This window comes from Streptomyces sp. VNUA24, from assembly GCF_029167005.1.
GTDB classification, from domain to species: Bacteria; Actinomycetota; Actinomycetes; order Streptomycetales; family Streptomycetaceae; genus Streptomyces; species Streptomyces scabiei.
This window is the reverse complement of the sequence record NZ_CP119143.1, coordinates 960,972-981,081: the sequence shown is the minus strand read 5'-3', so window position 1 is coordinate 981,081 and position 20,110 is coordinate 960,972. Positions and strand designations below refer to the sequence as shown.

18 protein-coding genes and 1 pseudogene are annotated in these 20,110 nt (G+C 71.3%); 12 read left to right on the top strand and 7 right to left on the bottom strand.

The window, feature by feature from the left end; all coding sequences use genetic code 11:
• Positions 1-93: 93 nt before the first annotated feature.
• Positions 94-240: pseudogene (locus PYR72_RS03800) on the bottom strand (IS110 family transposase); the annotation flags it as partial.
• A gap of 122 nt (positions 241-362) precedes the next feature.
• On the opposite strand from PYR72_RS03800, the gene PYR72_RS03795 reads away from it, so the two are divergent.
• Positions 363-1,139 (top strand): aldolase/citrate lyase family protein, encoded by a 777-nt coding sequence (locus tag PYR72_RS03795; RefSeq protein ID WP_275453865.1) that lies wholly within the window; start codon positions 363-365, stop codon positions 1,137-1,139.
• Positions 1,140-1,261: 122 nt separating this feature from the next.
• On the top strand, positions 1,262-2,581 hold the full coding sequence (locus PYR72_RS03790; protein WP_275453864.1) for an exo-alpha-sialidase: 1,320 nt from the start codon (positions 1,262-1,264) through the stop codon (positions 2,579-2,581).
• A 29-nt stretch (positions 2,582-2,610) separates the two neighbouring features.
• On the opposite strand, the gene PYR72_RS03785 is transcribed toward PYR72_RS03790, so the two are convergent.
• The 6 genes from PYR72_RS03785 to PYR72_RS03760 form a co-directional block, all read right to left on the bottom strand.
• Positions 2,611-2,904, bottom strand: coding sequence for a hypothetical protein (locus PYR72_RS03785; protein ID WP_275453863.1), 294 nt, complete (start codon positions 2,902-2,904; stop codon positions 2,611-2,613).
• Positions 2,905-3,099: 195 nt separating this feature from the next.
• The gene (locus PYR72_RS03780) at positions 3,100-3,672 is read right to left on the bottom strand and encodes a MarR family transcriptional regulator (RefSeq protein WP_275453862.1); all 573 of its coding nucleotides are present in this window, start codon (positions 3,670-3,672) and stop codon (positions 3,100-3,102) included.
• A 115-nt stretch (positions 3,673-3,787) separates the two neighbouring features.
• Positions 3,788-4,726 carry a TIGR03619 family F420-dependent LLM class oxidoreductase gene (locus tag PYR72_RS03775; RefSeq protein ID WP_275453861.1) on the bottom strand — a complete coding sequence of 313 codons (939 nt, stop codon included), beginning with the start codon at positions 4,724-4,726 and terminating at the stop codon, positions 3,788-3,790.
• Positions 4,727-4,772: 46 nt separating this feature from the next.
• A complete protein-coding gene (locus PYR72_RS03770) occupies positions 4,773-6,140 on the bottom strand; it encodes a glutamine synthetase family protein (RefSeq protein ID WP_275453860.1) in 1,368 nt (455 codons plus the stop codon).
• Between the two features lie 151 nt (positions 6,141-6,291).
• Complete coding sequence (locus tag PYR72_RS03765; RefSeq protein ID WP_275453859.1) at positions 6,292-6,795, bottom strand: nuclear transport factor 2 family protein; 504 nt, start codon at positions 6,793-6,795, stop codon at positions 6,292-6,294.
• 53 nt (positions 6,796-6,848) lie between these two features.
• Complete coding sequence (locus PYR72_RS03760) at positions 6,849-7,586, bottom strand: type 1 glutamine amidotransferase (protein WP_275453858.1); 738 nt, start codon at positions 7,584-7,586, stop codon at positions 6,849-6,851.
• A gap of 361 nt (positions 7,587-7,947) precedes the next feature.
• Between PYR72_RS03760 and PYR72_RS03755 the strand changes: the two genes are divergently transcribed.
• The 10 genes from PYR72_RS03755 (at position 7,948) to PYR72_RS03710 (ending at position 20,009) form a co-directional block, all read left to right on the top strand.
• Positions 7,948-9,387 carry an APC family permease gene (locus PYR72_RS03755; RefSeq protein ID WP_275453857.1) on the top strand — a complete coding sequence of 480 codons (1,440 nt, stop codon included), beginning with the start codon at positions 7,948-7,950 and terminating at the stop codon, positions 9,385-9,387.
• The gene (locus tag PYR72_RS03750) at positions 9,384-10,199 is read left to right on the top strand and encodes an SDR family oxidoreductase (RefSeq protein ID WP_275453856.1); all 816 of its coding nucleotides are present in this window, start codon (positions 9,384-9,386) and stop codon (positions 10,197-10,199) included. Before PYR72_RS03755 ends, PYR72_RS03750 begins: the two co-directional genes overlap by 4 nt.
• A 2-nt stretch (positions 10,200-10,201) precedes the next feature.
• A complete protein-coding gene (locus tag PYR72_RS03745; RefSeq protein ID WP_275453855.1) occupies positions 10,202-10,930 on the top strand; it encodes an SDR family oxidoreductase in 729 nt (242 codons plus the stop codon).
• Between the two features lie 400 nt (positions 10,931-11,330).
• On the top strand, positions 11,331-13,127 hold the full coding sequence (locus PYR72_RS03740; protein WP_275453854.1) for an ABC transporter substrate-binding protein: 1,797 nt from the start codon (positions 11,331-11,333) through the stop codon (positions 13,125-13,127).
• 215 nt (positions 13,128-13,342) lie between these two features.
• Positions 13,343-14,593 (top strand): aminotransferase class III-fold pyridoxal phosphate-dependent enzyme, encoded by a 1,251-nt coding sequence (locus PYR72_RS03735; protein WP_275453853.1) that lies wholly within the window; start codon positions 13,343-13,345, stop codon positions 14,591-14,593.
• Positions 14,593-15,957 (top strand): aminotransferase class III-fold pyridoxal phosphate-dependent enzyme, encoded by a 1,365-nt coding sequence (locus tag PYR72_RS03730; RefSeq protein ID WP_275453852.1) that lies wholly within the window; start codon positions 14,593-14,595, stop codon positions 15,955-15,957. Before PYR72_RS03735 ends, PYR72_RS03730 begins: the two co-directional genes overlap by 1 nt.
• Positions 15,954-16,919: an ABC transporter permease gene (locus PYR72_RS03725; protein ID WP_275453851.1), complete on the top strand. Its 966-nt coding sequence runs from the start codon at positions 15,954-15,956 to the stop codon at positions 16,917-16,919. The genes PYR72_RS03730 and PYR72_RS03725 overlap by 4 nt, the downstream gene beginning before the upstream one ends.
• Before the next feature lie 2 nt (positions 16,920-16,921).
• Positions 16,922-17,857: an ABC transporter permease gene (locus PYR72_RS03720; protein ID WP_275453850.1), complete on the top strand. Its 936-nt coding sequence runs from the start codon at positions 16,922-16,924 to the stop codon at positions 17,855-17,857.
• Positions 17,854-19,002: an ABC transporter ATP-binding protein gene (locus PYR72_RS03715; protein WP_275453849.1), complete on the top strand. Its 1,149-nt coding sequence runs from the start codon at positions 17,854-17,856 to the stop codon at positions 19,000-19,002. Before PYR72_RS03720 ends, PYR72_RS03715 begins: the two co-directional genes overlap by 4 nt.
• The gene (locus tag PYR72_RS03710) at positions 18,999-20,009 is read left to right on the top strand and encodes an ABC transporter ATP-binding protein (protein WP_275453848.1); all 1,011 of its coding nucleotides are present in this window, start codon (positions 18,999-19,001) and stop codon (positions 20,007-20,009) included. Before PYR72_RS03715 ends, PYR72_RS03710 begins: the two co-directional genes overlap by 4 nt.
• Positions 20,010-20,110: the final 101 nt, after the last annotated feature.

Here is a 20,110-nt window from a genome sequence, read left to right as displayed (position 1 = left end):
ACCGACCAGCCCGTGACCTCGTACGGAGAAGACCTCCCAATGAAGTTGTCGAGCCGCGTCAGTGACGGGAGGTATCGCCTGGTAGCGCCGTCCGTCACGCAGCAGTGCCCACAGAACGTCGACGCTGCGACGCGCGAGCGTGAGGACCGCCGGGATATGCCGTTTGCCCTCGGCGCGCTTCCTGTCGTAGAACCGGCGCGGCTCGTGGCAGCATCGGATGCTGGTCAGCGCGGAGGTGTGGAAGACCGGGCGGCAGGTCATCTGGGCCATGAGCGGCAACCCCGTGAAAGCCACACCCGCCATCCCCGGGCGAGCCCACCCTACGAATGGCTCGCTCATCCCGTGCAAGAAGGTAGGACCTCATGACCCCAGCAGAGTTCGCCGCGGCTCTCCGCGACCGGCAACCCCTCGTCGGCTACTGGTCGTTGCTCGACGCGCCGGTCGCCGCCGAACGTCTGGCCCGGCTCGGCTACGACTATCTCGCCTTCGACGCCCAGCACGGTCTGTTCGGCTACCAGGGCATGCTGGACAACCTCATGGCGGTGGACACCAAGGGCTCCACCGCCGTCGGCATCGTCCGCGTCGAGGCCAACGACCCGGCCCCGATCGGCCGGGCGCTCGACGCGGGCGCCACCGGGGTCATCGTCCCGCTCGTCGACAGTGCCCTGGACGCCGCGGACGCGGTCGCCGCCGTCCGCTACCCACCCCTGGGACGTCGCTCCTACGGCCCGATGCGCTCCCAACTGCGCATCGGCCCCGACCCCGCCGACACGCACCTCCAGACCGTGGTCCTCGCCATGATCGAGACCGCCGACGGCCTCGCCGACGTCGAGGCGATCTGCGCCACCCCCGGTCTCGACGGTGTCTACGTCGGCCCCTCCGACCTGCGGCTGGCCATCGGCGGAGCAACCTCCAGCGACCGGGCCGTCCAGGACGGGTTCGAAGCCGCCCTGGCCCGTGTCCGCAAGGCCGCGGAAGCCGCGGGCATCGCCGCCGGCATCCACACCCCCGACGGTGCCACCGCGGCCGGACGGCTGGCCGAGGGTTTCACCTACGCCACCGTCGCCTGCGACATCGTCCATCTCCAGCAGATCGCGGCCACTCATCTCGAAGCCGCCCGCCCGGGGCGCCCGGTCTGACACCCACGCCGGTCGTACCACCCGGGCCCGCGCCTCCTCCATGACCTTCGCGCCCCCGTATCACCAGGCCACCCGTGCCACCCCGCAACATCGTGGTACAGCCCTCAAGGAGCACCGACCTGATGGACACCCCCACCTCACGGACACCACCGGCCTCCCCACGCACCGACGGCATCGTGCGCCCCTGCGACGGTCGTCCTGGCCGCGCGGAGGCGTTCCTGTCAGCGCCGGCGGTGCAGAACCACGCCGCCAACCTGACCGTGCTTCCCGATGGCGGCCTCGCCTGTGTCTGGTTCGCCGGCACGCAGGAGGGCGTGTCGGACATCTCCGTGTGGATGTCCCGGCTCGCCCCCTCCGGAGACTCCTGGAGCCGACCGGTCCGGCTCTCTGACGACGCGACGCGTTCCGAGCAGAATCCGCTGCTGTTCCCGGCCCCGTCGGGCGAGCTCTGGCTGCTCTACACCGCGCAACGGGCCGGCGACCAGGACACCGCCGAGGTACGGATGCGTGTCTCGGCGGATGGGGGCACCACCTGGGACCGGCCCCGCACCCTCTTCCCGGCGACCGACCGCGGCGGGGTGTTCATCCGCCAGCCGATCGTCGTACCCGCCTCCGGACGTCTGCTGTTGCCCGTCTTCCACTGCGTGGCGGAACCCGGCGGGAAGTGGGTGGGTGATCTGGACACCAGCTCCGTCATGATCAGCGACGACGGGGGGCGTACCTGGCGCGAACGTCCGGTCCCCGGATCGACGGGCCAGGTCCACATGAACGTCCACCCACTCGGTGACGGCGGCCTGCTCGCGCTGTTCCGGAGCCGCTGGGCGGACCGGATCCACCGCTCGTACTCGTACGACCACGGAGAGACCTGGACCGAGCCGGAGGCCACGGAACTGCCCAACAACAACTCCTCCGTCCAGTTCGTCCCACTCGCCGACGGCCGGCTCGCCCTCGTCTACAACCACAGCAGTGCCGCGGACGCCGTGGCCCGCAGGCTCTCGCTGTACGACGAGATCGACGACACGGGCATCGTCACCGAGCAGACGGCCAAAGCTCCAGCGCCTACGGCCATCGCTCCGGCCCGGATTTCCGCCACCGGCACGGCGGACCCCGAGGGCAGGACGGCGTTCTGGGGTGCCCCGCGTGCCCCGCTGTCGCTCGCGCTCTCCCCGGACGGCGGCCGTTCCTGGTCCCGTGTCCTCGACGTGGCCACCGGCGACGGTCACTGTCTCACCAACAATTCCCGGGACCGCCTGAACCGCGAACTGTCCTATCCTTCGGTCCAACAGACGCCGGACGGCTCCCTGCACATCGCCTTCACCCACTGGCGGCAGGCGATCCGGTACGTCAGGATCCCGCCGGACGAAGTCCGCTCCGTCCGAACCGGCCCACCCGGCGGGAGACAGGGGGCGTGCGTCCGGGACGAGCAGGGCGCGGGCCGCTGACGGCAGCCGCCTGCTGTGCTGTCCGTACGTCAGGACACGCTCCAGGTGCGGCTGTTCGGGGCGGTGGCGCAGACGTTGTCGTTGATGTCGACGACCCGCAGGGTGCCTTCGGCCTCGAAGCGGTCCTGACCGCGCCGGACCTGGGCCCGCCGCCGACGGGGCAGGTCGTCGACGCCGTCGGAAGCCCCTGAAGCAGGACCGGGGGCGGCATGGACCGCGAACACCGGTACCTCGTGCACCCGGTCGCCCCGGAGCCGGCTGGTCGACCGCTCGTCCTGGCCGAGGGCGAGAAGACGACCGACGCGTCCTGCTACTTCCCCCACCAGCGTGTCGAGCGCCTCGGTGAGAGACCGACCGTGGCCGCCACCGGGGCCGACAGGGCGGTCGCGGCTCTAAAACTCCCCACCGGACGTGGCTGGTTGACCACCGTCCAGTGGCTCGGCAGGGTCACCACACACGACATCCCGTGCCGGCAAGGGAAGTCGGACGCTCTCGTGGGAGCCGCCCGCACCCGACGTTCAGCTCTTGGGACGCCGCCCACTCCGCCGGGGCGCGGGATCGGCGCCGTCGAGCAGGGAGTGGCGTCGCTCCCCACCGTTCTCCTCGACCTGGAGCACCACGCGGCGCAGCGAATCAGCGAGGCCGCGGCACTCGGCGTCACTCAACTGCTCTGTGACGAAGGCTTCTTCCGCGTTGAACTCCGGGAAGACCCGCCGCATCACCTCCGCGCCCCTGTCGGTGAGGCGCAGCAGCACCAGACGGCCGTCGCCCGGGTGGTCGGCCCGCTGGAGGAGCCCGCGGCTCTCCAGGGTCCGGGCCACTCCGGTGAGCGTGCTCTTGGAGATCCCCGCTTCCTCGGCGACGCTCCGGGTCTCGGACTCGCCCCAGATCCAGATCACCCAGAGCACGACGAACGCCGTCCAGGTCAGGTCCGAGCCGCGCAGCACCGAGTTCTCCAGGTGCTGCCGCACGGCGTGAGCGGCACGGTGGATGTTGGCCACGGCCGCCATCTGCTCGCGCCGGATCGGAAACCCGCCGAGCCTGGCCGACGCGAGCCGCTCGGCTTCGGTGATCGATCGGTGTCCGGGCACGGCCCCTCCTGTGTCCTCCCGCGCGTCCAGGCTGCCCTTCCGGGCCGGAGAACGGTTTGTTCGGAATCGGATGGTGCGAAGGCACTGCCGAGGCGGGTCGGCCGCTCGCCACGGGTCAGCCCAGGTCGGACACCCGGCGCATGACCTCACGGCAGAAGGCCCCGACCGCGTGAGGGTCGTCGGTGAACTGGGACGGCTTCACACAGAAGGTGGTGAAGCCCTGTGCCATCTGCTCGGGAACGGACTCCAGGGCCCGGGCCAGGTCCGCGCACGAGCTGTCGTCGGGGAAGACCGCCCGGGTGCCGCCGATCAGCTCCAGCTCGGAGAGGTCCCGGCCGGCGGCCTTCATGGCCAGGGCCAGCTTGTCCATCTCCTCCGCGGTGGGGCGGCCGAGCGGGTTGAAGGCGTGACCGTACCGGACGATGCGGCGGACCATGGCGTCGTGCATGCCCGCGCCGCCGAAGCACAGGCGAGGCCCGTCCGGCCGGTGTGCCTTGGGCTCGAAGTAGATGTCCTCGAACGCGTGGTGCTCACCCTGGTACGACACCGGGGAGGGGCCCCACAGCCTGGCCCAGATCTCCAGGTGCTCGTCCAGGAGCCTGCCCCGCCTGGCGAAGGGCACGCCCAGGGCGGTGTACTCGTCACGGCTCCAGCTGACGTTGGGCAGCACCATCAGGCGTCCCTCCGACAGCAGGTCCAGGGTGCCGAGTTCGCGGGCCAGCAGCAGCGGGTGACGCAGCGGTGCGATGACGGCCGAGGCCGCGAGGCGCAGCCGTTCGGTGACGGCGGCGATGGCGCTCAGCAGCATCAGGGAGTTGGGCCAAGGAGTGAACGGGTCCTGGTTCCCGGGCAGGGCGTAGTCCCGGGGGTTGCCCATGACGCCGTTCGCGCCGGCGTCCGGGCCGAGGACGATGTGCTCACTGATCATCACCGAGTCGAAGCCCGCGTCCTCGGCCTCGCGCGCCCAGCGCACCAGCAGCGGAAGGTCGGCCCGGCCGCCGGTCATCGTCCAGTTCTCGCTGAGCACCAGTTGCATGCGGGGAGAGGTGGTCATGGTCGTACGTTCTCCGTTCGTGAGCGTCCGGGGACGGTCCCGCGTGTCAGAGCATCCAGGAGTACTCGTGGAACTCCCAGTCGGTGACGGCCTGTTCGAAGCGGGCGATCTCCATGCGCTTCAACTCCGTGAACACCTGGACGAACCGCTCGCCCAGTGCCTCGCCCAGCGCCTTGTCCTGGTTCAGGGCCGACAGTGCCTCGCGGAACGAGGACGGCAGCGGGGCCCCGTCGTCGCCGCGGTCTCCGGTGATGGGCGGCGGTGGCAGGAGATCGCGTTCGACGCCGTCGAGGCCGGCCGCCAGCAGGGCCGCGATCGTCAGGTAGGGGTTGCCCGCACCGTCCCCGATGCGGACCTCGATCCGGGTGCCGGCACCGCGTTCGGGCGGGATCCTGGCGTAGGCGAGCCGGTTGTCGTAGCCCCAGTTGGCCGCGGTGGGCGCGAGCGAACCGGCGGCGGCCAGGCGTTTGTAGGCGTTGACGGTCGGGTTGAGCACCGCCATGAGCGCCGGTGCGTGTTCCAGCACCCCGGCCAGGAAGGACCTGGCGAGCGCTGACAGTCCGTCCTCGGTGCTGTCGTCGGCGAACAGATTGCGTTCCTGTCCGTCGGTGAGGGACAGATGGACGTGGTGGCCGCTGCCCGAGCGGTCGGCGAAGGGCTTGCCCATGAAGGTGGCGCGCATCCCGTGGCGGGCGGCGATCTCCTTCACCGCGTACTTGAACAGGAAGGCCCGGTCAGCGGCGTCCAGCGCCGGGCCGTGCGACTGGTTGATCTCGTACTGTCCGCCGCTGAACTCCTGGATGCCGGCCTGGACTCCGAGGCCGAGGGCGCGACACTCCCGGATGAGCAGCGGAAGCATGTCGTCCGGGTCGTAGGCGGTGCCGACGACATAGCCCGCGGTGTCCCGCTCCAGGTACCTGCGCCAGCCGTGCGGTGCCTCGGGATCCGCCCGCAGGAGGTAGAACTCCAGCTCCGGAGCGGCCACCGGGTGCAGCCCGCGTGCCGTCAGGCGGTCGATCTGGCCGCGCAGCAGCGAGCGCGGGTCGAAGCGCAGCGGAGCCCCCTGCGCGGCCGGGTCGGTCACCTCGGCGAGCAGGTACGCGATTCCCGGCGCGTAGCCGGGTACGGCCAGGGTGTCCGGGTCGATGCGGGCGTCCGCGTCGGGCCAGCCGCTGCTCGCGGACTCGGGTACGTGCAGCGGGTTGCCCGCCAGGTCGGTGACCATGAGGGCCTGGCAGAAGGCGACGCCGTGGTCGGCGAACCGGGTGAGCTCGTCGGTGGGGATCTCCTTGCCGCGCGCGACGCCGTGCAGGTCGCTCCAGAGCACACGGACCAGGTCGATGTCCCGACCGGCGAGCTCGGCCGCGAGATGCGAGATCCGGTCGGCGGCAGAGGGGGATGTGCGGTCGGACACCGGGGGCCTCCGGTTCATCCAGATGTCGTTTGAAGTCAAACAATATGGTTGCGGTGCTGTGCCCGCAACCATGCGGCGCGCCGGGGGAGTGGATCCGCCGACGCGCCGCGCCGACCGGGTGGTCCGGTCGGGACATGGTGTCGTCGATGGCTCAGAACATGGTGTTGTCGTTGGCCGAGGTCTCCGGCACGGCCTGGGTGACGTCCCAGTGCTCGACGATCTTGCCGTCCTTGAACCGGAAGATGTCCACGACCGCGCTGCCGAGGTCGGTCGGCGTCGTGGTCTCGTGCGTGTGGACGTAGACCAGGTCGCCCTCGGCGGAGACCCGCTTCACGTCCTCGTTGAGCTGCGGGAACTGCTTCGTGTAGTCCGTGACGGCGGAGACGAACGCCGCCTTGCCGTCGGCGAAGTTCGGGTTGTGCTGTGTGTACGTGGCGCCGATGTAGCGGTCGGCGGCCCGCTGGGGCTTCTTCTTGTTGAACGCCAGGTCGATGAAGGCCAGTGCCGTCCGCTTGTTGCGCTCGGTCGTCGACTTTGCCTTCGCGGCCTTGCCGTGGTGGTGCGCGGACGTCGAACCCTGGGTGGCGAACGCCGTGCCGCCGAGCGTGAGCGTGGCGGCGGCGAGGCCGGCTACGAGGGTGGTCTTCCTGTTCATCGTGTCGTCTCCTCCGGGTGGGGGGTGTCGGAGCGCCCCGGGTGTCGGGGCACTCACGTCTGGGTGGGCTCGGCCGGGCGTCCGCGACGGCCGCGGAGCGTCATGCGCAGGAACCCGTCCACCAGCCCGTAGGCCCGCTGCCGGGCCTCCTCGCGGCGCGCGCGGGTTTCCCCGAGGAGTCGGTCGGGATCGCTGCCGTGCTCCTCGGCCTGGCGCGCTCCGCCGAGGTCGAGCCACTGGCTCAGGGTCTCCTCGGTGAGTTCGGGGTGGAACTGCACGCCGAGCGAGCGCCCGATCCGGAACGCCTGGGGGCCGACCGGACTGCGGGCGAGTTCCAAGGCGCCCGGCGGGACGGTGAAGCGGTCGAAATGCCACTGGAACCACGGCCCCTCCGGGATCAGGTCCGGAGCGTCCGACCGGACGGTCATCCAGCCGATCTCCGGGCGCGGCGCGCGCTCGACACTCCCGCCCAGGGCGGTGGCCAGGGCCTGCGCCCCGAAGCAGATCGCGAGAACGGGCAGGTCCGCCGCGTGGGCCCGACGCAACAGGTCCAGTTCGCCGTCGATCCATGGTCCGACGGCCGATCTGTCATAGACGGACCATGGTGCGCCGAGGGCCAGGACCAGGTCGTAATCCCCGGGTGCCGGGAAGGAGAACTCGACGGCGGGGTCGTCCTGCCGCTCCACGGGTACGACGGTGCGTTCGTCGAGCGCGAAGCCGTGCTGGGCCAGGCGGTCGCCCACGGGCCCGGACAGTGATGCGTGGTCGTGGCGCAGGACAAGGGCCCGCAAGGTCGGATCCTTCCTTCCGGTCGCCCGGCGCCCGAAGTCGGCGGGCCGGTGGGGTCGCTTCCTCTTCCCGGTCGCGCTCTCGTGTCGAGCGGGGGCGGGTCCGTGCCGGGCCCCGGCGTTCCTCTGCCATGAGGGGCCGGACCGCCGCGCCGGGCAAAGTTGTTCGGGTCCAAACCATAGGGTCGTGTGGCCCATGGGGCAAGCTCGTCGCGGATTTGCCGAACTCCGTTCCCGACCCCTTGTCGGCGGGCCCCGGTATCCATATTGTACGGACCCAAACGAGTGCTTGGCCGTCTGGCCCCGCCTTCCTGTCCCGCGCATCGCAGCCCGTGCAGGCGCGCCTTCCCGGATGGAGCGATCCATGTCGCACCAGAGCGCACCACCCAGCACCGGATCCCTGGCGCCCGCGCCCCCCGGCAAGCTGTCCCTCACCGATGTGGTGGCCCAGTCCGTCGGATTCATGGGCCCCGTGTTCTCCGTCTCCGTCCTGCTCCCGATGCTGGTCGGCATCACCACAGCGACCGGCAACGGCGCCGGCGCCGCCGCCCCGCTCTCCGTGCTGATCGGCACGGTCGGCATGCTCGCCATCGGCTGGATCGTCGCCACCTACGCCCGCCGCATCCGGGCCGCCGGTTCCCTGTACAACTACGTCACCGAGGGGCTCGGCGCCCGCCTTGGCGGGGCCGCCGGCTACGTCTACTACGCCGGTGTCCTCGTCCTCGGCGCTGGCATCGCCGTCCTCATCGGCGGCACCGTGTACGACGACCTCAAGGCCGAGTTCGGCTTCGACGCCGTACCGGTATGGGTCTGGCAACTGGCCTGCCTGGCCCTGGTGACCGCCATCGTGCACATCGGCGTCCAGATCTCCGTGAAGGTCCAGCTGGCCCTCGCGCTGATCTCCATGGGAGTCCTGGCGGTGTTCTTCGTGTACCTGATCGTCAAGGTCGGCGGAGACAACAGCATCACCGCCTTCAAACCGTCCAGCTCCGCACAGGGCTGGAGCGGTATCGCCTTCTCCGTCATCTACGGTGTGCTGCTCTTCACCGGCTTCGAGTCCGCCGCCAACCTCGCCGAGGAGACCGCCGACCCGAAGCGGTCGATCCCCCGGGCCGTCATGATCTCCCTGGTCGCCTCCGCCGTGTTCTTCCTGCTCGGCTGCTACGCCCAGATCGCCGGATTCCACTTCAGCGTGGACGCGGTGGCCGAGAACGCCGGGGCCCCGCTCGTCGCCCTCGCCTCGCCGGGCGCCTTCGGCACCACCTGGGTCGCACGCCTGGTCGAACTGGTCATCCTGCTCGACATGCTGGCCGTGTACATCGGCGTCTCGGTCGCTGTCACCCGCGGCGTGCTGACCATGGCCCGCGACGGCTGGCTGCCCAAGCCTCTCACCCGGGTCAGCGCGCGCCGGGGCACCCCCGTCGGCGGCACGGCGGTCGTGGCCGTCGTCTACCTGCTGGTCGTCCTGGTCAGTCAGGCCTTCCCCAAGAGCGTGGCGGTCCCGGGCCTGCCCGACTACTTCGGCTGGTACGCCTGGCTGTCCGCCTTCGGTATCTTCTGCCTCGCCGCGATCTACCTCGCCATGTGCCTCGGCGCACCGCGCGGACTCAAGGGGCATGCGAGCCCGGCCCGGACGTGGATCGCCACCGTCGTCGGCCTGGTGATCACCGGAGGCGCGCTCTTCGGCGCCGTCTACAAGGTGCCCGCACCGTCGATCTACGCTGCCTACGCCGCCATAGGACTGGTCGTGGTCGCCGTCGTCGGCGGGTTCGCCGCCAGGGCCCGCACGGTGTCGGCCTCGTGACCGCGCGATCCGCACCGGTGTACCTGGTCGCGGGGGCGAGCAGCGGCATCGGTGCCGCCGTCGCCCACCGGGCGGGGGCCGCCGGAGCCCGCGTCGCCGTCTGCGGACGGCGGCGCGACGCGCTCGTCAAGGTGGCGGACGGCTGCGGCGGCACCGCGCACGTCGCCGACGTCACCGTGCGCGGTGACGTCGAGGACCTGGTCGCCGCCGTCGTACGGGAGCACGGCCGGCTCGACGGGGTCGTCGCGAACGCCGGCGTCATGCGCCCCGGCGGGGTGGCCGACCTCTCCGACGAGGACTGGGACGCCACCCTGCGCACCAACCTCACCTCCGTGTTCCTCCTCGCCCGCGCAGCCCTCCCCGAACTCACCCGCTCCCGGGGCGCGTTCGTCACGGTCGGTTCCATAGCGGGGCTGCGCGCCCCGTCCGGCATGGCCGCGTACGCCGCTTCCAAGGCGGGCGCGGCGATGCTGACCGCGTCGATCGCCACCGAGTTCGGGCCGCTCGGCGTGCGCGCGAACACCGTCTGTCCGGGCTGGACCCGTACGGAGATGGCCGACCAGGAGATGCGCGAGTTCGGCGAACCGCTCGGCCTGGGCATCGACGCGTCGTACGAGGCCGTCACGGCCCTCGTTCCGCAGCGCCGCCCGGCTCTGGCGGAGGAGATCGCCGACGCCGTGCTCTGGCTGCTCGGCCCCGGGTCGTCGTACGTCAACGGCACCACCCTCACCGTGGACGGCGGCACCACGATGGTCGACCCCGGAGCCGTGCCCTTCGACTTCACCCTCACCCCCCGTCAGAACGAGGACTGACAGTGGACCTCCACCTCAAGGGCCGTACGGCCCTGGTCACCGGCGGGGGCAGCGGCATCGGCCGGGCCACCGTCGGCGCTCTCCTCGCCGAGGGCGTCACCGTGACCGTGCTCGACCGGACACCACCCCCGGCGGACCTCCCGGACGGCATGCGCTGGCACACCGGAGACGTCACCGACGAGGAGTCCGTCGCCGACGCGGTGCGCGGCTGCGGCGGACTCGACATCGCCGTGGGCTGCGCGGGCGTCTCCGGCCCGATGGGCAGGTCACCGGCGGACATCACCCAGGCGGAGTTCTCGCGGACGATCGAGGTCAACCTCACCGGCCAGTTCCTGCTGGCGAAGCACGCCTCGGCCGCCATGCGCGTCCGGGGCGGCGGCGCGATCGTCTTCGTCGCCTCGGACTCCGGCTTCGTGGCCGCGCCCGGCATGGTGCCGTACTGCGCTTCCAAGGGCGGCGTCCTGATGCTCGCCAAGGCCCTCGCCACCGACCTCGAACCCGACGGCGTACGGGTCAACTGCGTGGCCCCCAGCATCGTAGACACCCCGATGTCCCGTACCGACCTCGGTCTGACCGAGGCGGGCTTCGAGGGCCAGCCCTACCCCGTGCACCGCACCGAGGAGATCGCGTCGGCCATCTGCTACCTCGTGTCCGACCTGGCGCGCGGCGTCAACGGCACCGCCCACGTCATGGACTTCGGGGCACTGGCCCGTTCCGCCTTCCCTGCGTGACGGCGCCGGGCCGCTGCTGAAGCCCGGTGCACGGCTGCCCATCGTCGTACCGAGCGTGAACACCCGTCCCGCAGGGCCCCGGATCGGCCGAAGTCCGGCGGGTCGGGGCCCCTCGGGACTTCCGAGAGGCGCCCGGCGGGGGCTCGCCCATGTGCCGCCGCACGACGGAACGCCTTCCACGCCCGTTCCCCGAGCCGTAGTTCGCCCGGGAACAACACCACGGCGCACGACGACAAGTCGGCGGGCGGAGCCTCTCCTACGGTGACCATGGACGGCCTTCCCGGCCGGTGACGGAACGTTCGGAGCAGAAAGCGACGGGATTCCGATGGTCACACGGTGTCATGCGCCCGGAGCCGCTCCGGCTCGCCCACTCCTCGCCCTTCTGCTGGCCCTGGCCGGCGTGTTCGTGGTGGGGACGACGGGCCCGGCGACCGCCGCCACGGGCCCGGAACCGGACCGGGACTGGCGCATCAGCACCGACTACGACTTCGACGCCAACCCGTTCTCCGACCAGTTCGGCGGGCCCGGGTTCATCATGACGGAGGTCTTCGAGACGCTCCTGAGCATGGATCGGCACGGCGCACCGGACTTCGCGCACTCGCTGGCCACGGCCTACGAGGTCTCCAAGGACGGCAGGCACTACACGTTCCATCTGCGCCGGGGCGTCAGATGGTCCGACGGCCGGCCGCTGACCGTCCAGGACGTGCTCTACTCGTGGAACGAGGTGGGACCCGAGTCGATCCTCTTCAGCCGCTACCTGACGAACGTCGACCGGGCCGTCGCCGTCGACGCCCACACCGTGCGGATCGACATGAAGCGGCCCGACGCCCGCATCCCGTCCGCCTTCGTGTACATCGTCCCCCGGCACATCTGGGAGAAAGTACCTAAGGACAAGCTGGCCACCTACGACCCGTGCTGCTCCGTGGTCGGTTCGGGCCCGTTCACGATCACCCGTCTCGACGGCAACGGCACGACGGTCCTGGAGCCGAACCCGTACTTCTACGGCCCGAGAGGCCACATCAGACGCATCCTCCTCATCAAGTACGGCGACAAGGAGTCGCAGCTGCGCGACCTGCGGGCCGGAAGCCTGGACGCGATGGTGGAGGGCGAGTCGAAGTGGGTCGGGATGCTGCGCGGCCAGGACGGCGTCAAGGTGTGGAACGCCCCGTCCCCCCTGAACAACGTCCTGGTCTTCAACTCCTGCCCTCCGCAGGGCAACGACACCTGCAAGGCGCCGGGTTCGCACGTCGACTGGAAAGTGGTCCAGGACCCGGCGATCCGCGACGCCCTCAAGTGGGCCATCGACCGCCCGAACCTCCTCGCCACCGCCTACCGGGGCGTCGGCGGGCCGGGGGTGTCGTTCATACCGCCCTACTACAAGCCCTACGGCTTGTGGACCGACTGGTCCTCGGACCCCGAGGTGGGGTACCGGTTCGATCCGGACCGGGCCCGACGCGTCCTGGCCGACGGCGGATGGACCTGCCCGCGCGGCGGAACCTGCCGGCGCGACGGCGTCACGGCCGAGTTCACCCTGTCCGTCCGCTCGGAGTCGGCGGAGGACCAGAACGCCGCCCAGCGGATCGTGGCCTGGGCGGGCGACGTCGGCATCAGGATCAAACTGCAGTACGTCACCACCGACCGGCTCCAGGAGGACATCTACGCGACATCCTCCGACGACGAGCGGTTCCAGCCCGCCTACGACGCGTTCATGTGGAACGAACTGGGCGACCCCACCACCCCGGACGGACTGCTGGACCTGCTGAACTGCCACTCACCGACCACCGACTCGTACTGGTGCGACCCCCGTTTCGACAGACTGGCGGACGCCGCCCTCACCGAGGTGGACCGGGCGGAACGCGTGAACCTGCTGCGCGCCGCCGACCGTATGGCGCTCGCGGACGGCCCCTACATCCCCCTGGTCCACCAGAACATCATCGTGCTGACCCGCAACGACACCTGGAAGGGTTACGAGCCGGTCCTCGGCCAGCCCTACTTCGTGGCCTGGTCGCAACTGCAGCACATCGTCCCCGCCGCGAGCGCGCGGCCCGAGAAGCGCGGGCTGCTGCTGACCGTGAGCGCGGGCGGGTTCCTGCTGCTGGTCGCCGGCGGGCTGGCCGTGCGCAGGCGCCGACGGGAGTCGACCGAACCTCTCGAATTCGAGGACGGGCCCGGCCCGCGAGTCCGGGCCGCGCGATGACCCCACCGGCGGTGACGTGGCCCGCCCCCGATCCGGACCAGCCGGGTCCGCCGTACGGCCGGGCTCATGAGACACACAGAGGGTGATGGCTTATCGCGACGTCAACCGGACTGACGACGGACCGGGACACGGACCCGGCCGGACGGAGCTGGGCGGCCCGGGACCGCTCCGTCCTCCAGCACCCCTGGCTGCCGCCCTCGGTCAGGGAACGAGTCGTGATCGTCTCCGGCGAGGGCACCCGGGTCACTGACGACACCGGAGTCGACTACCTCGACGCCCACGGCGGCGCCTGGCTCTGTCAGATCGGGCACGGACGCCGGGAGGTGGCCGACGCCGTCGCCGACCAGATGCTCCAGCTGGAACACTTCGGTGTCGGCGGCCCCCACGCCAACCCCCGGGCGATCGAACTGGCCGAGCGGATCGTACGCCTCGGCCCGCGCGGGGCCTCCAAGGTGACGTTCCTCAGCAGCGGCTCCGAGGCCGTCGACGAGGCTGTGCGGCTGGCCCGTGAGTACCACCACCGCCTCGGGCACCGCGAACGGCACTGGGTGCTCTCCCTCCAGGGCGGCTACCACGGGCGGACCCTGGCGGGCACGGCCCTCGCGGGCGCCGGTGACGACTGCGGCTGGGGACCCGTCCTGCCGGGCTTCGCCCAGGTACCCGCGCCGGTCCGCCGCTTCGGCGGGCCCGCCACCGAGGCGGAGCTGGTGGCCCACGCCCTCACCGGCCTTCGCCGGACCGTCGAACGCATCGGACCGGACCGGGTCGCCGCCCTCTTCGTCGAGCCGGTGATGGGACCCGCCGGAATGATCCCGCTCCCCGCCGCGTACTGGACCGGGGTGCGGGAGATCCTCGCCGAGCACGGGATCCTCCTCGTCGCCGACGAGGTGGTGACCGGCTTCGGCCGCACCGGACACTGGTTCGGATCCCACCTCGCGGACCTCTCACCCGATCTGACGGTCATGGCCAAGGGCATCGCCAGCGGATATCTGCCGCTCGCCGCGATCCTGTTCGGCGAACGCACCGCCGCCGTCCTCGCCGACGCCGACACCGGCGGCTCATACGGCGGACACACCGCGGCCTGCGCCGCCGGCTGCGCGAGCGTCGACATCATCGAGCGGGAGGACCTCGTCGGTAACGCCGCCCGGGTGGGGGCCCGGCTCCTCGACCGGCTCGGGCGGCTGCGCGAACTCCCCGTCGTGGGGGACGTCCACGGCGCGGGCCTGATGATCGGCGTCGAACTCGTCGCGGACGCCGAGACGTTCGCACCGCCCAGGGTGAGCCCCGCGGCCGTCGTGGACGTCCTGCGCGCACAGCACCGGATCATCGCGGGAGGTGCGGGGAACTCCGTCGCGATCACACCGCCGTTGACGCTGTCCGCCGAGGAGGCGGACACCGTCGCCGACGCCCTGTACGACGTCCTCGCCAGGGTCGGCCCCGACGGCAGTATCGAAGGAGTGAAGTGATGAGCACGGGCATCGAGGAACCGGGGACGGCGGACACCGGGAGCTGGGCCGAGCGTGATCTCGCGGTGCTCCAGCATCCAGGCATGGGCCCCGAGGACCGGCGGCGCACGGTCATCGTGCGCGGCCGGGGAGCCACCGTGTGGGACAGCGAGGGATGCGAGTACCTCGACGCCCAGTCCGGGGCCTGGCTCGCGCACGTGGGTCACGCCCGCCCCGAACTCGCCGAGGCGGCGCGGGCGCAGATCCTCTCCCTGGAGCACTTCTCCACGGGCGGGATGTTCAGCAACAAACCCGCCGTCGAGCTGGCCGAACGCCTGGTGGAGAAGGCTCCCGACAACATCTCCCGGGTGCGGTTCGCCAGTTGCGGCTCCGAGGCGGACGACGAGGCGTTCAAGTACGCCCGGCTCTACCACGCCGTCCGCGGCGAGCGGTCGCGCACCTGGGTGCTCTCGCTGGAGGGCTGCTTCCACGGCCGCAGCTACGCCGGTGCCGCGCTCCAGGGGTTCACCGAGGAGCAGGGCCTCGGGCCGATGCTGGAGCACGTCCGCCAGGTCGTCGCCCCGCACGCCGGCAACAGGGCCCTGTGGGGCGACGGCGACGCCACGGAGTACTGCGTCGCCGAACTCCGCCGCACCATCGCCGAACTCGGCGCCGAGAACATCGCCGCGCTGTTCGCCGAGGCCGTGATGACCGGGCCCGGCATGGCGGAACTGCCGAGGGACTACTGGCCGAGAGTGGCCGAGGTGCTCGCGGAGCACGGCATCCTGTTCGTGCTCGACGAGGTCGTCACCGCCTTCGGCCGCTGCGGGGACTGGTTCGCCGCCAACCTCTACGGCGTGCGGCCCGACATCATCACGCTGGCCAAGGGCATCGCCAGCGGCTACGCCCCGCTCGCCGCGATCCTCCTCGCAGAGGGGGTCGCCGAGGCCGTCGAGGGCGCGGACGGCGGCGGATCGTACGGGGGTCATGCCGTCGCCTGCGCGGTCGCCCTCGCCAACATCGACGTCATCGAGAAGGACGGCCTGGTCGAGAGGTCCGCGGACCTGGGACGGCGGATGAAGGCCCGGCTGCAGGGACTGTGCGAGCTGCCCGTCGTGAGTCATGTCTCCGGCGAGGGACTCATGATGGGCGTCCACCTCACCGGGGACAGTGAGGGAGGCGGGCCGCCGCTCGTCGAGGAGTCGGTCATCGACACGCTCTTCGAGGACGAGTACGGCATCATCACGATGTACTACAACGGCGTCATCAACATCATGCCGCCGCTCGTCACCACCGACGCCGAGGCGGACCGTATCGTCTCCGCGTTCTTCGCGGTGCTTCGCCGTGTGCACCCGGACGGGACCGTCGACGCGGCGGGCACATGAACCGCCTCGGACATCTGGCGGCGAGGACCGCCGTGGCGGCGACGACCCTGTTCGCCGTGCTCACCTTCAACTTCTTCCTGTTCCGGGCCGCCGGGGACCCGAAGAACGACCTCCTCCGCAAGAACATCACGGCCGAGGCCCGAAGGCGGCTCATCCACGAACGAGGACTCGACCAGGACCTGTTCACCCAGTTCGTGGCCTACCTCAAACAGCTGTTCCACGGTGACCTCGGCACCAGCTTCCGCACCGGGCACACGGTCTCCCACGACCTGCTGCAGGCCCTGCCCAACACCCTGATCCTCGTCGGCGTCGCCAACCTCCTCGCCGCCCTGGCCGGCATCTGGCTGGGCGTCGTCGCCGCGGCCCGCCGGCACACGAGGACCGACACGGCCGTCACCCAGGGCTCGCTGCTGTTCTACTCCATGCCCGAGTACTGGCTCGGCATGACGCTCATCGGGGTGTTCGCCGTGGGCCTCGGACTGTTCCCCACCGGTCAGAGGTCCGACCCCGGGGCCACCTTCACGACGCTCGGGCACGTCGTAGACGTTGCCGAGCACGCGGTGCTGCCGGTGCTCTCCCTGACCCTCGGACTGCTCGGGATGTACGCCGTCGTCATGCGGGCGTCGCTGTCGGAGGTCCTCGACGAGGACTTCGTCAGGACGGCCCGCGCCATCGGCATGGTCCCCCGGCGCGTCATCCGGCACGCGACCCGCAACGCCGTACTCCCCGTGATGACGCTCGCCACCCTCAACCTGGGGTTCGTCGTAGCGGGCGCGGTGACGGTCGAGGCCATCTTCTCCTGGCCCGGCCTGGGCGACCTCACCTACCAGGCCATCCAGGCGAAGGACTATCCGGTCATGCAGGGCGTCTTCCTGGTCATCGCGCTCGTGGTGATCGTGCTGAACCTCCTCACGGACCTCGCCTACCCACTCCTCGACCCACGGGTGAGGGCGGAGAGATGAACGTGACCACATCCACCGCGGCCCACCCGCGTCCGGCCGGACCCGCCGGCGAGACCCGGGCGCGTCTTCGCCGGGCCACCGCCCTGATCTCACGATCCCCGTCCGGCACGGTCGGATGCGTCGTCCTCCTCGTGTTCGTGGCCGTCGCCGTCGCGGGGCCGTGGATCGCGCCGGAGAACACGAACGCCTCCTCCTCGTACTCCACCGACCTCCTCGCCGCCCCCTCCTGGCGCCACTGGCTGGGCACCGACGACAACGGACGCGACGTCCTGAGCCGGCTGATCCTCGGGGCCCGGTCCTCCATCACGGTCGGGTTCGCGGCGGCGCTGGTCTCCGTCGTGATCGGCGCGGCCGTGGGAATCACGTCCGGCCTCGCGGGCGGCTGGGTCGACCGGCTCCTCTCGGCGGTCGACGACTTCTTCCTCGTCCTTCCCTTCCTGCCGCTGGCGGTCGTCCTGACCTCCCTGCTGAGCGAGCGGGCGGACGACGTACCCGGCGGCCGGCTGGGCATCCTCGTCGGTGTCATCGGGCTGACCCTGTGGGCGGGCACCTCCCGGATCATCCGCAGCCAGGTCATCTCGGTGAAGGAGCGCCAGTTCGTCGAGCGCGCCCGTGCCCTGGGAGCGTCCCAGTGGTGGATCGCCCGCAAGCACGTCCTCCCGCACGTGCTGCCCCTGGTCCTCGCGAACACGGCACTCGTCGTCTCGGCCGCCATCCTCACCGAGTCGGCCCTCGCCTTCCTGGGCCTGGGCGACCCGCTCAACCCGTCCTGGGGCTCCATGCTCGACGGCGCCAACGAGTCCGGCGCGCTGACCCAGGGCGCGTGGTGGTACTTCCTCCCGCCGGGCGTGTGCATCGTGCTCGCCGTACTGTCCTTCAACCTCGTCGGCCACGCCGTCGAGGAGATCGTCAACCCACGCCTCCGGGAGCGCCGATGACGGACGGGAGAGCCGGGCGGCCCGCCGCACCGGACGGTGACCTGCTGGTCGACGTGCGAGGCCTGACGGTGGGGTACCGCGGCGAGACCGGGAAGACGGTGCGGATCGTCGACGACGCGTCGTTCCACCTTCGCCGGGGCGAGGCGCTCGGACTGGCCGGCGAGTCCGGTTCGGGAAAGACCACCACCGCCCTCGCGCTGCTCGGCCTGCTGCCGACGGGCCTGGAACTGCTCGGCGGGGAGATCGACCTGCACTCGCGGCGCGGACTCATGAGAGTCCACCGGCGGACCGAGGCCGGACTGCGCGACCTGCGCTGGCGCACCGTCTCCGTCGTGTTCCAGGGAGCGATGAACGCCCTCGACCCGGTCGTCAGGGTGGGCGACCAGCTCGCCGAGGCGATCCGGCTGCACGACCCGGAGCCGGACCGCGGCGAGGTCCGCGCCCGGGTCGTGGAACTCATGGAGATGGTGGGCATCCCGGCGGCACGGGCTCGCCGCCACCCGCACGAGTTCTCCGGCGGCATGCGGCAGCGCATCATGATCGCCCTCGCGCTCGCCTGCCGACCGGAACTGGTGATCGCCGACGAGCCGACCACCGCCCTGGACGTCGTGACGCAGGCACAGATCCTGCGGATCCTGGAGGAGCTCAGACAGGAGCTTGGACTCTCCTTGATCCTCATCTCGCACGACATGTCGGTCCTGGCGGAGACCTGCGACCGGCTCGCGATCATGTACGGCGGCCGGATCGTCGAGACGGGGCCGGTCGCCGACGTCCACCGCGCGCCGGCGCATCCCTACACCGATCGCCTCCTCGGAGTGCTGCCCGTCATCGGCGGCCCCCGGGTCCTCGCCGCGCCGATCCCCGGCGCCCCGCCCGACCCGGCCGCGCTGCCGCCCGGCTGTGTCTTCCACCCCCGCTGCCACCGGGCCGACGACGACTGCCGGACCGAGGTACCGGAACCGCGCGACCTCGGCCCCGAGCGGCAGGCCCGCTGTCTGCGGCCGATCGGACCGGCGGCGCAGGGTTCCTCGCCGGCCCAGGACAGGCGCGAGACCTCGGACGGGTCGCACACCGCATCGGAGGCCTCGACGGCGTCGCACACCGCGCAGACATCGCAGAGCCCGGGAAGGGAAGCAGCCACATGAGTACCGTCCCCGTCCCCAACGCCTCCCACGCCGGGCCCCGGCCACAGCGGCCACTGCTCCAGGCACGAGGACTGGAGGTCCATTTCCCCGTACGTGGCCGCCCCGGTCGCCGGACCACAGTGAAGGCCGTCGACGGCCTCGACCTCACCTGGCACCAGGGGGAGGTCCTCGGCGTCGTCGGGGAGTCGGGGTCGGGCAAGTCGACGCTGGGCCGCGCCCTGCTGGGCCTGGAGAGACCGACCGCAGGGCAGGTGCTCCTGGACGACACGGCGCTGTCCCGGGCCCGGCTGCGTGACCTGCGCCGACGCGTCCAGATGGTGTTCCAGGACCCCTACCAGGCCCTCGACCCACGTCAGCGGGTAGGGCAGATCGTGCTGGAGCCGTTGGAGATCCACAGGATCGGACAGGGACGGGAGGACCGCGAGAGACTCGCCCTGGCCGCGCTCGAAGCGGTCGGACTGCAGCCCCCCGAGCGGTTCTGGGGACGCTACCCGCACGAGCTGTCCGGCGGACAGCGGCAGCGGGTGGCGATAGCGGCGGCGGTGGTACTGGAGCCCGAAGGGCTGATCTGCGACGAACCGGTCTCCGCGCTGGACGTCTCCGTCCGCAACCAGGTACTGCATGTCCTGATGAACCTGAGGAGGGACCGGGGCCTGGGGCTCGTGCTCATCACCCACGACCTCGGCCTGGCCTGGGTGCTGTGCGACCGGGTCGCCGTGATGTACCTGGGCCGGATCGTGGAGACGGGCCCCACCACGGAGGTGATCTCCGACCCCCGGCATCCCTACACACGCTCGCTCCTGGCAGCCGTGCCCCGGCCCTCGCGCGAGGCGGGGGAACGACGGGAGGTCCTGAAGGGCGAGGTGCCCGACGCGTCGCTGCTCCCCGCGGGCTGCCGCTTCCACCCGCGGTGCCCGCGGCGACTCGAACGCTGCCGGCACGACGACCCCTTGGAACTCACCCCCGTCGGCCCTGAGGGCCACCGCACGGCGTGCTGGCTCGACTGACATCCCGGTGCGCGTGTGCGGCGGACCACGGCTCGGTGCCGGGTCCGCCGCACAGGCGCACTGCGGGCGCGGGCGTGACGCGCGAACCCGGTGACCGACCC

Bases quoted from the DNA above. Each gene is read 5' to 3' on its own strand.
- PYR72_RS03790 (WP_275453864.1), top strand. From the start codon at position 1,262: ATGGACACCCCCACCTCACGGACACCACCGGCCTCCCCACGCACCGAC.
- PYR72_RS03765 (WP_275453859.1), bottom strand. From the start codon at position 6,795: ATGAACAGGAAGACCACCCTCGTAGCCGGCCTCGCCGCCGCCACGCTC.
- PYR72_RS03755 (WP_275453857.1), top strand. From the start codon at position 7,948: ATGTCGCACCAGAGCGCACCACCCAGCACCGGATCCCTGGCGCCCGCG.
- PYR72_RS03715 (WP_275453849.1), top strand. From the start codon at position 17,854: ATGACGGACGGGAGAGCCGGGCGGCCCGCCGCACCGGACGGTGACCTG.
- PYR72_RS03730 (WP_275453852.1), top strand. From the start codon at position 14,593: ATGAGCACGGGCATCGAGGAACCGGGGACGGCGGACACCGGGAGCTGG.
- PYR72_RS03775 (WP_275453861.1), bottom strand. From the start codon at position 4,726: ATGACCACCTCTCCCCGCATGCAACTGGTGCTCAGCGAGAACTGGACG.
- PYR72_RS03725 (WP_275453851.1), top strand. From the start codon at position 15,954: ATGAACCGCCTCGGACATCTGGCGGCGAGGACCGCCGTGGCGGCGACG.
- PYR72_RS03710 (WP_275453848.1), top strand. From the start codon at position 18,999: ATGAGTACCGTCCCCGTCCCCAACGCCTCCCACGCCGGGCCCCGGCCA.
- PYR72_RS03795 (WP_275453865.1), top strand. From the start codon at position 363: ATGACCCCAGCAGAGTTCGCCGCGGCTCTCCGCGACCGGCAACCCCTC.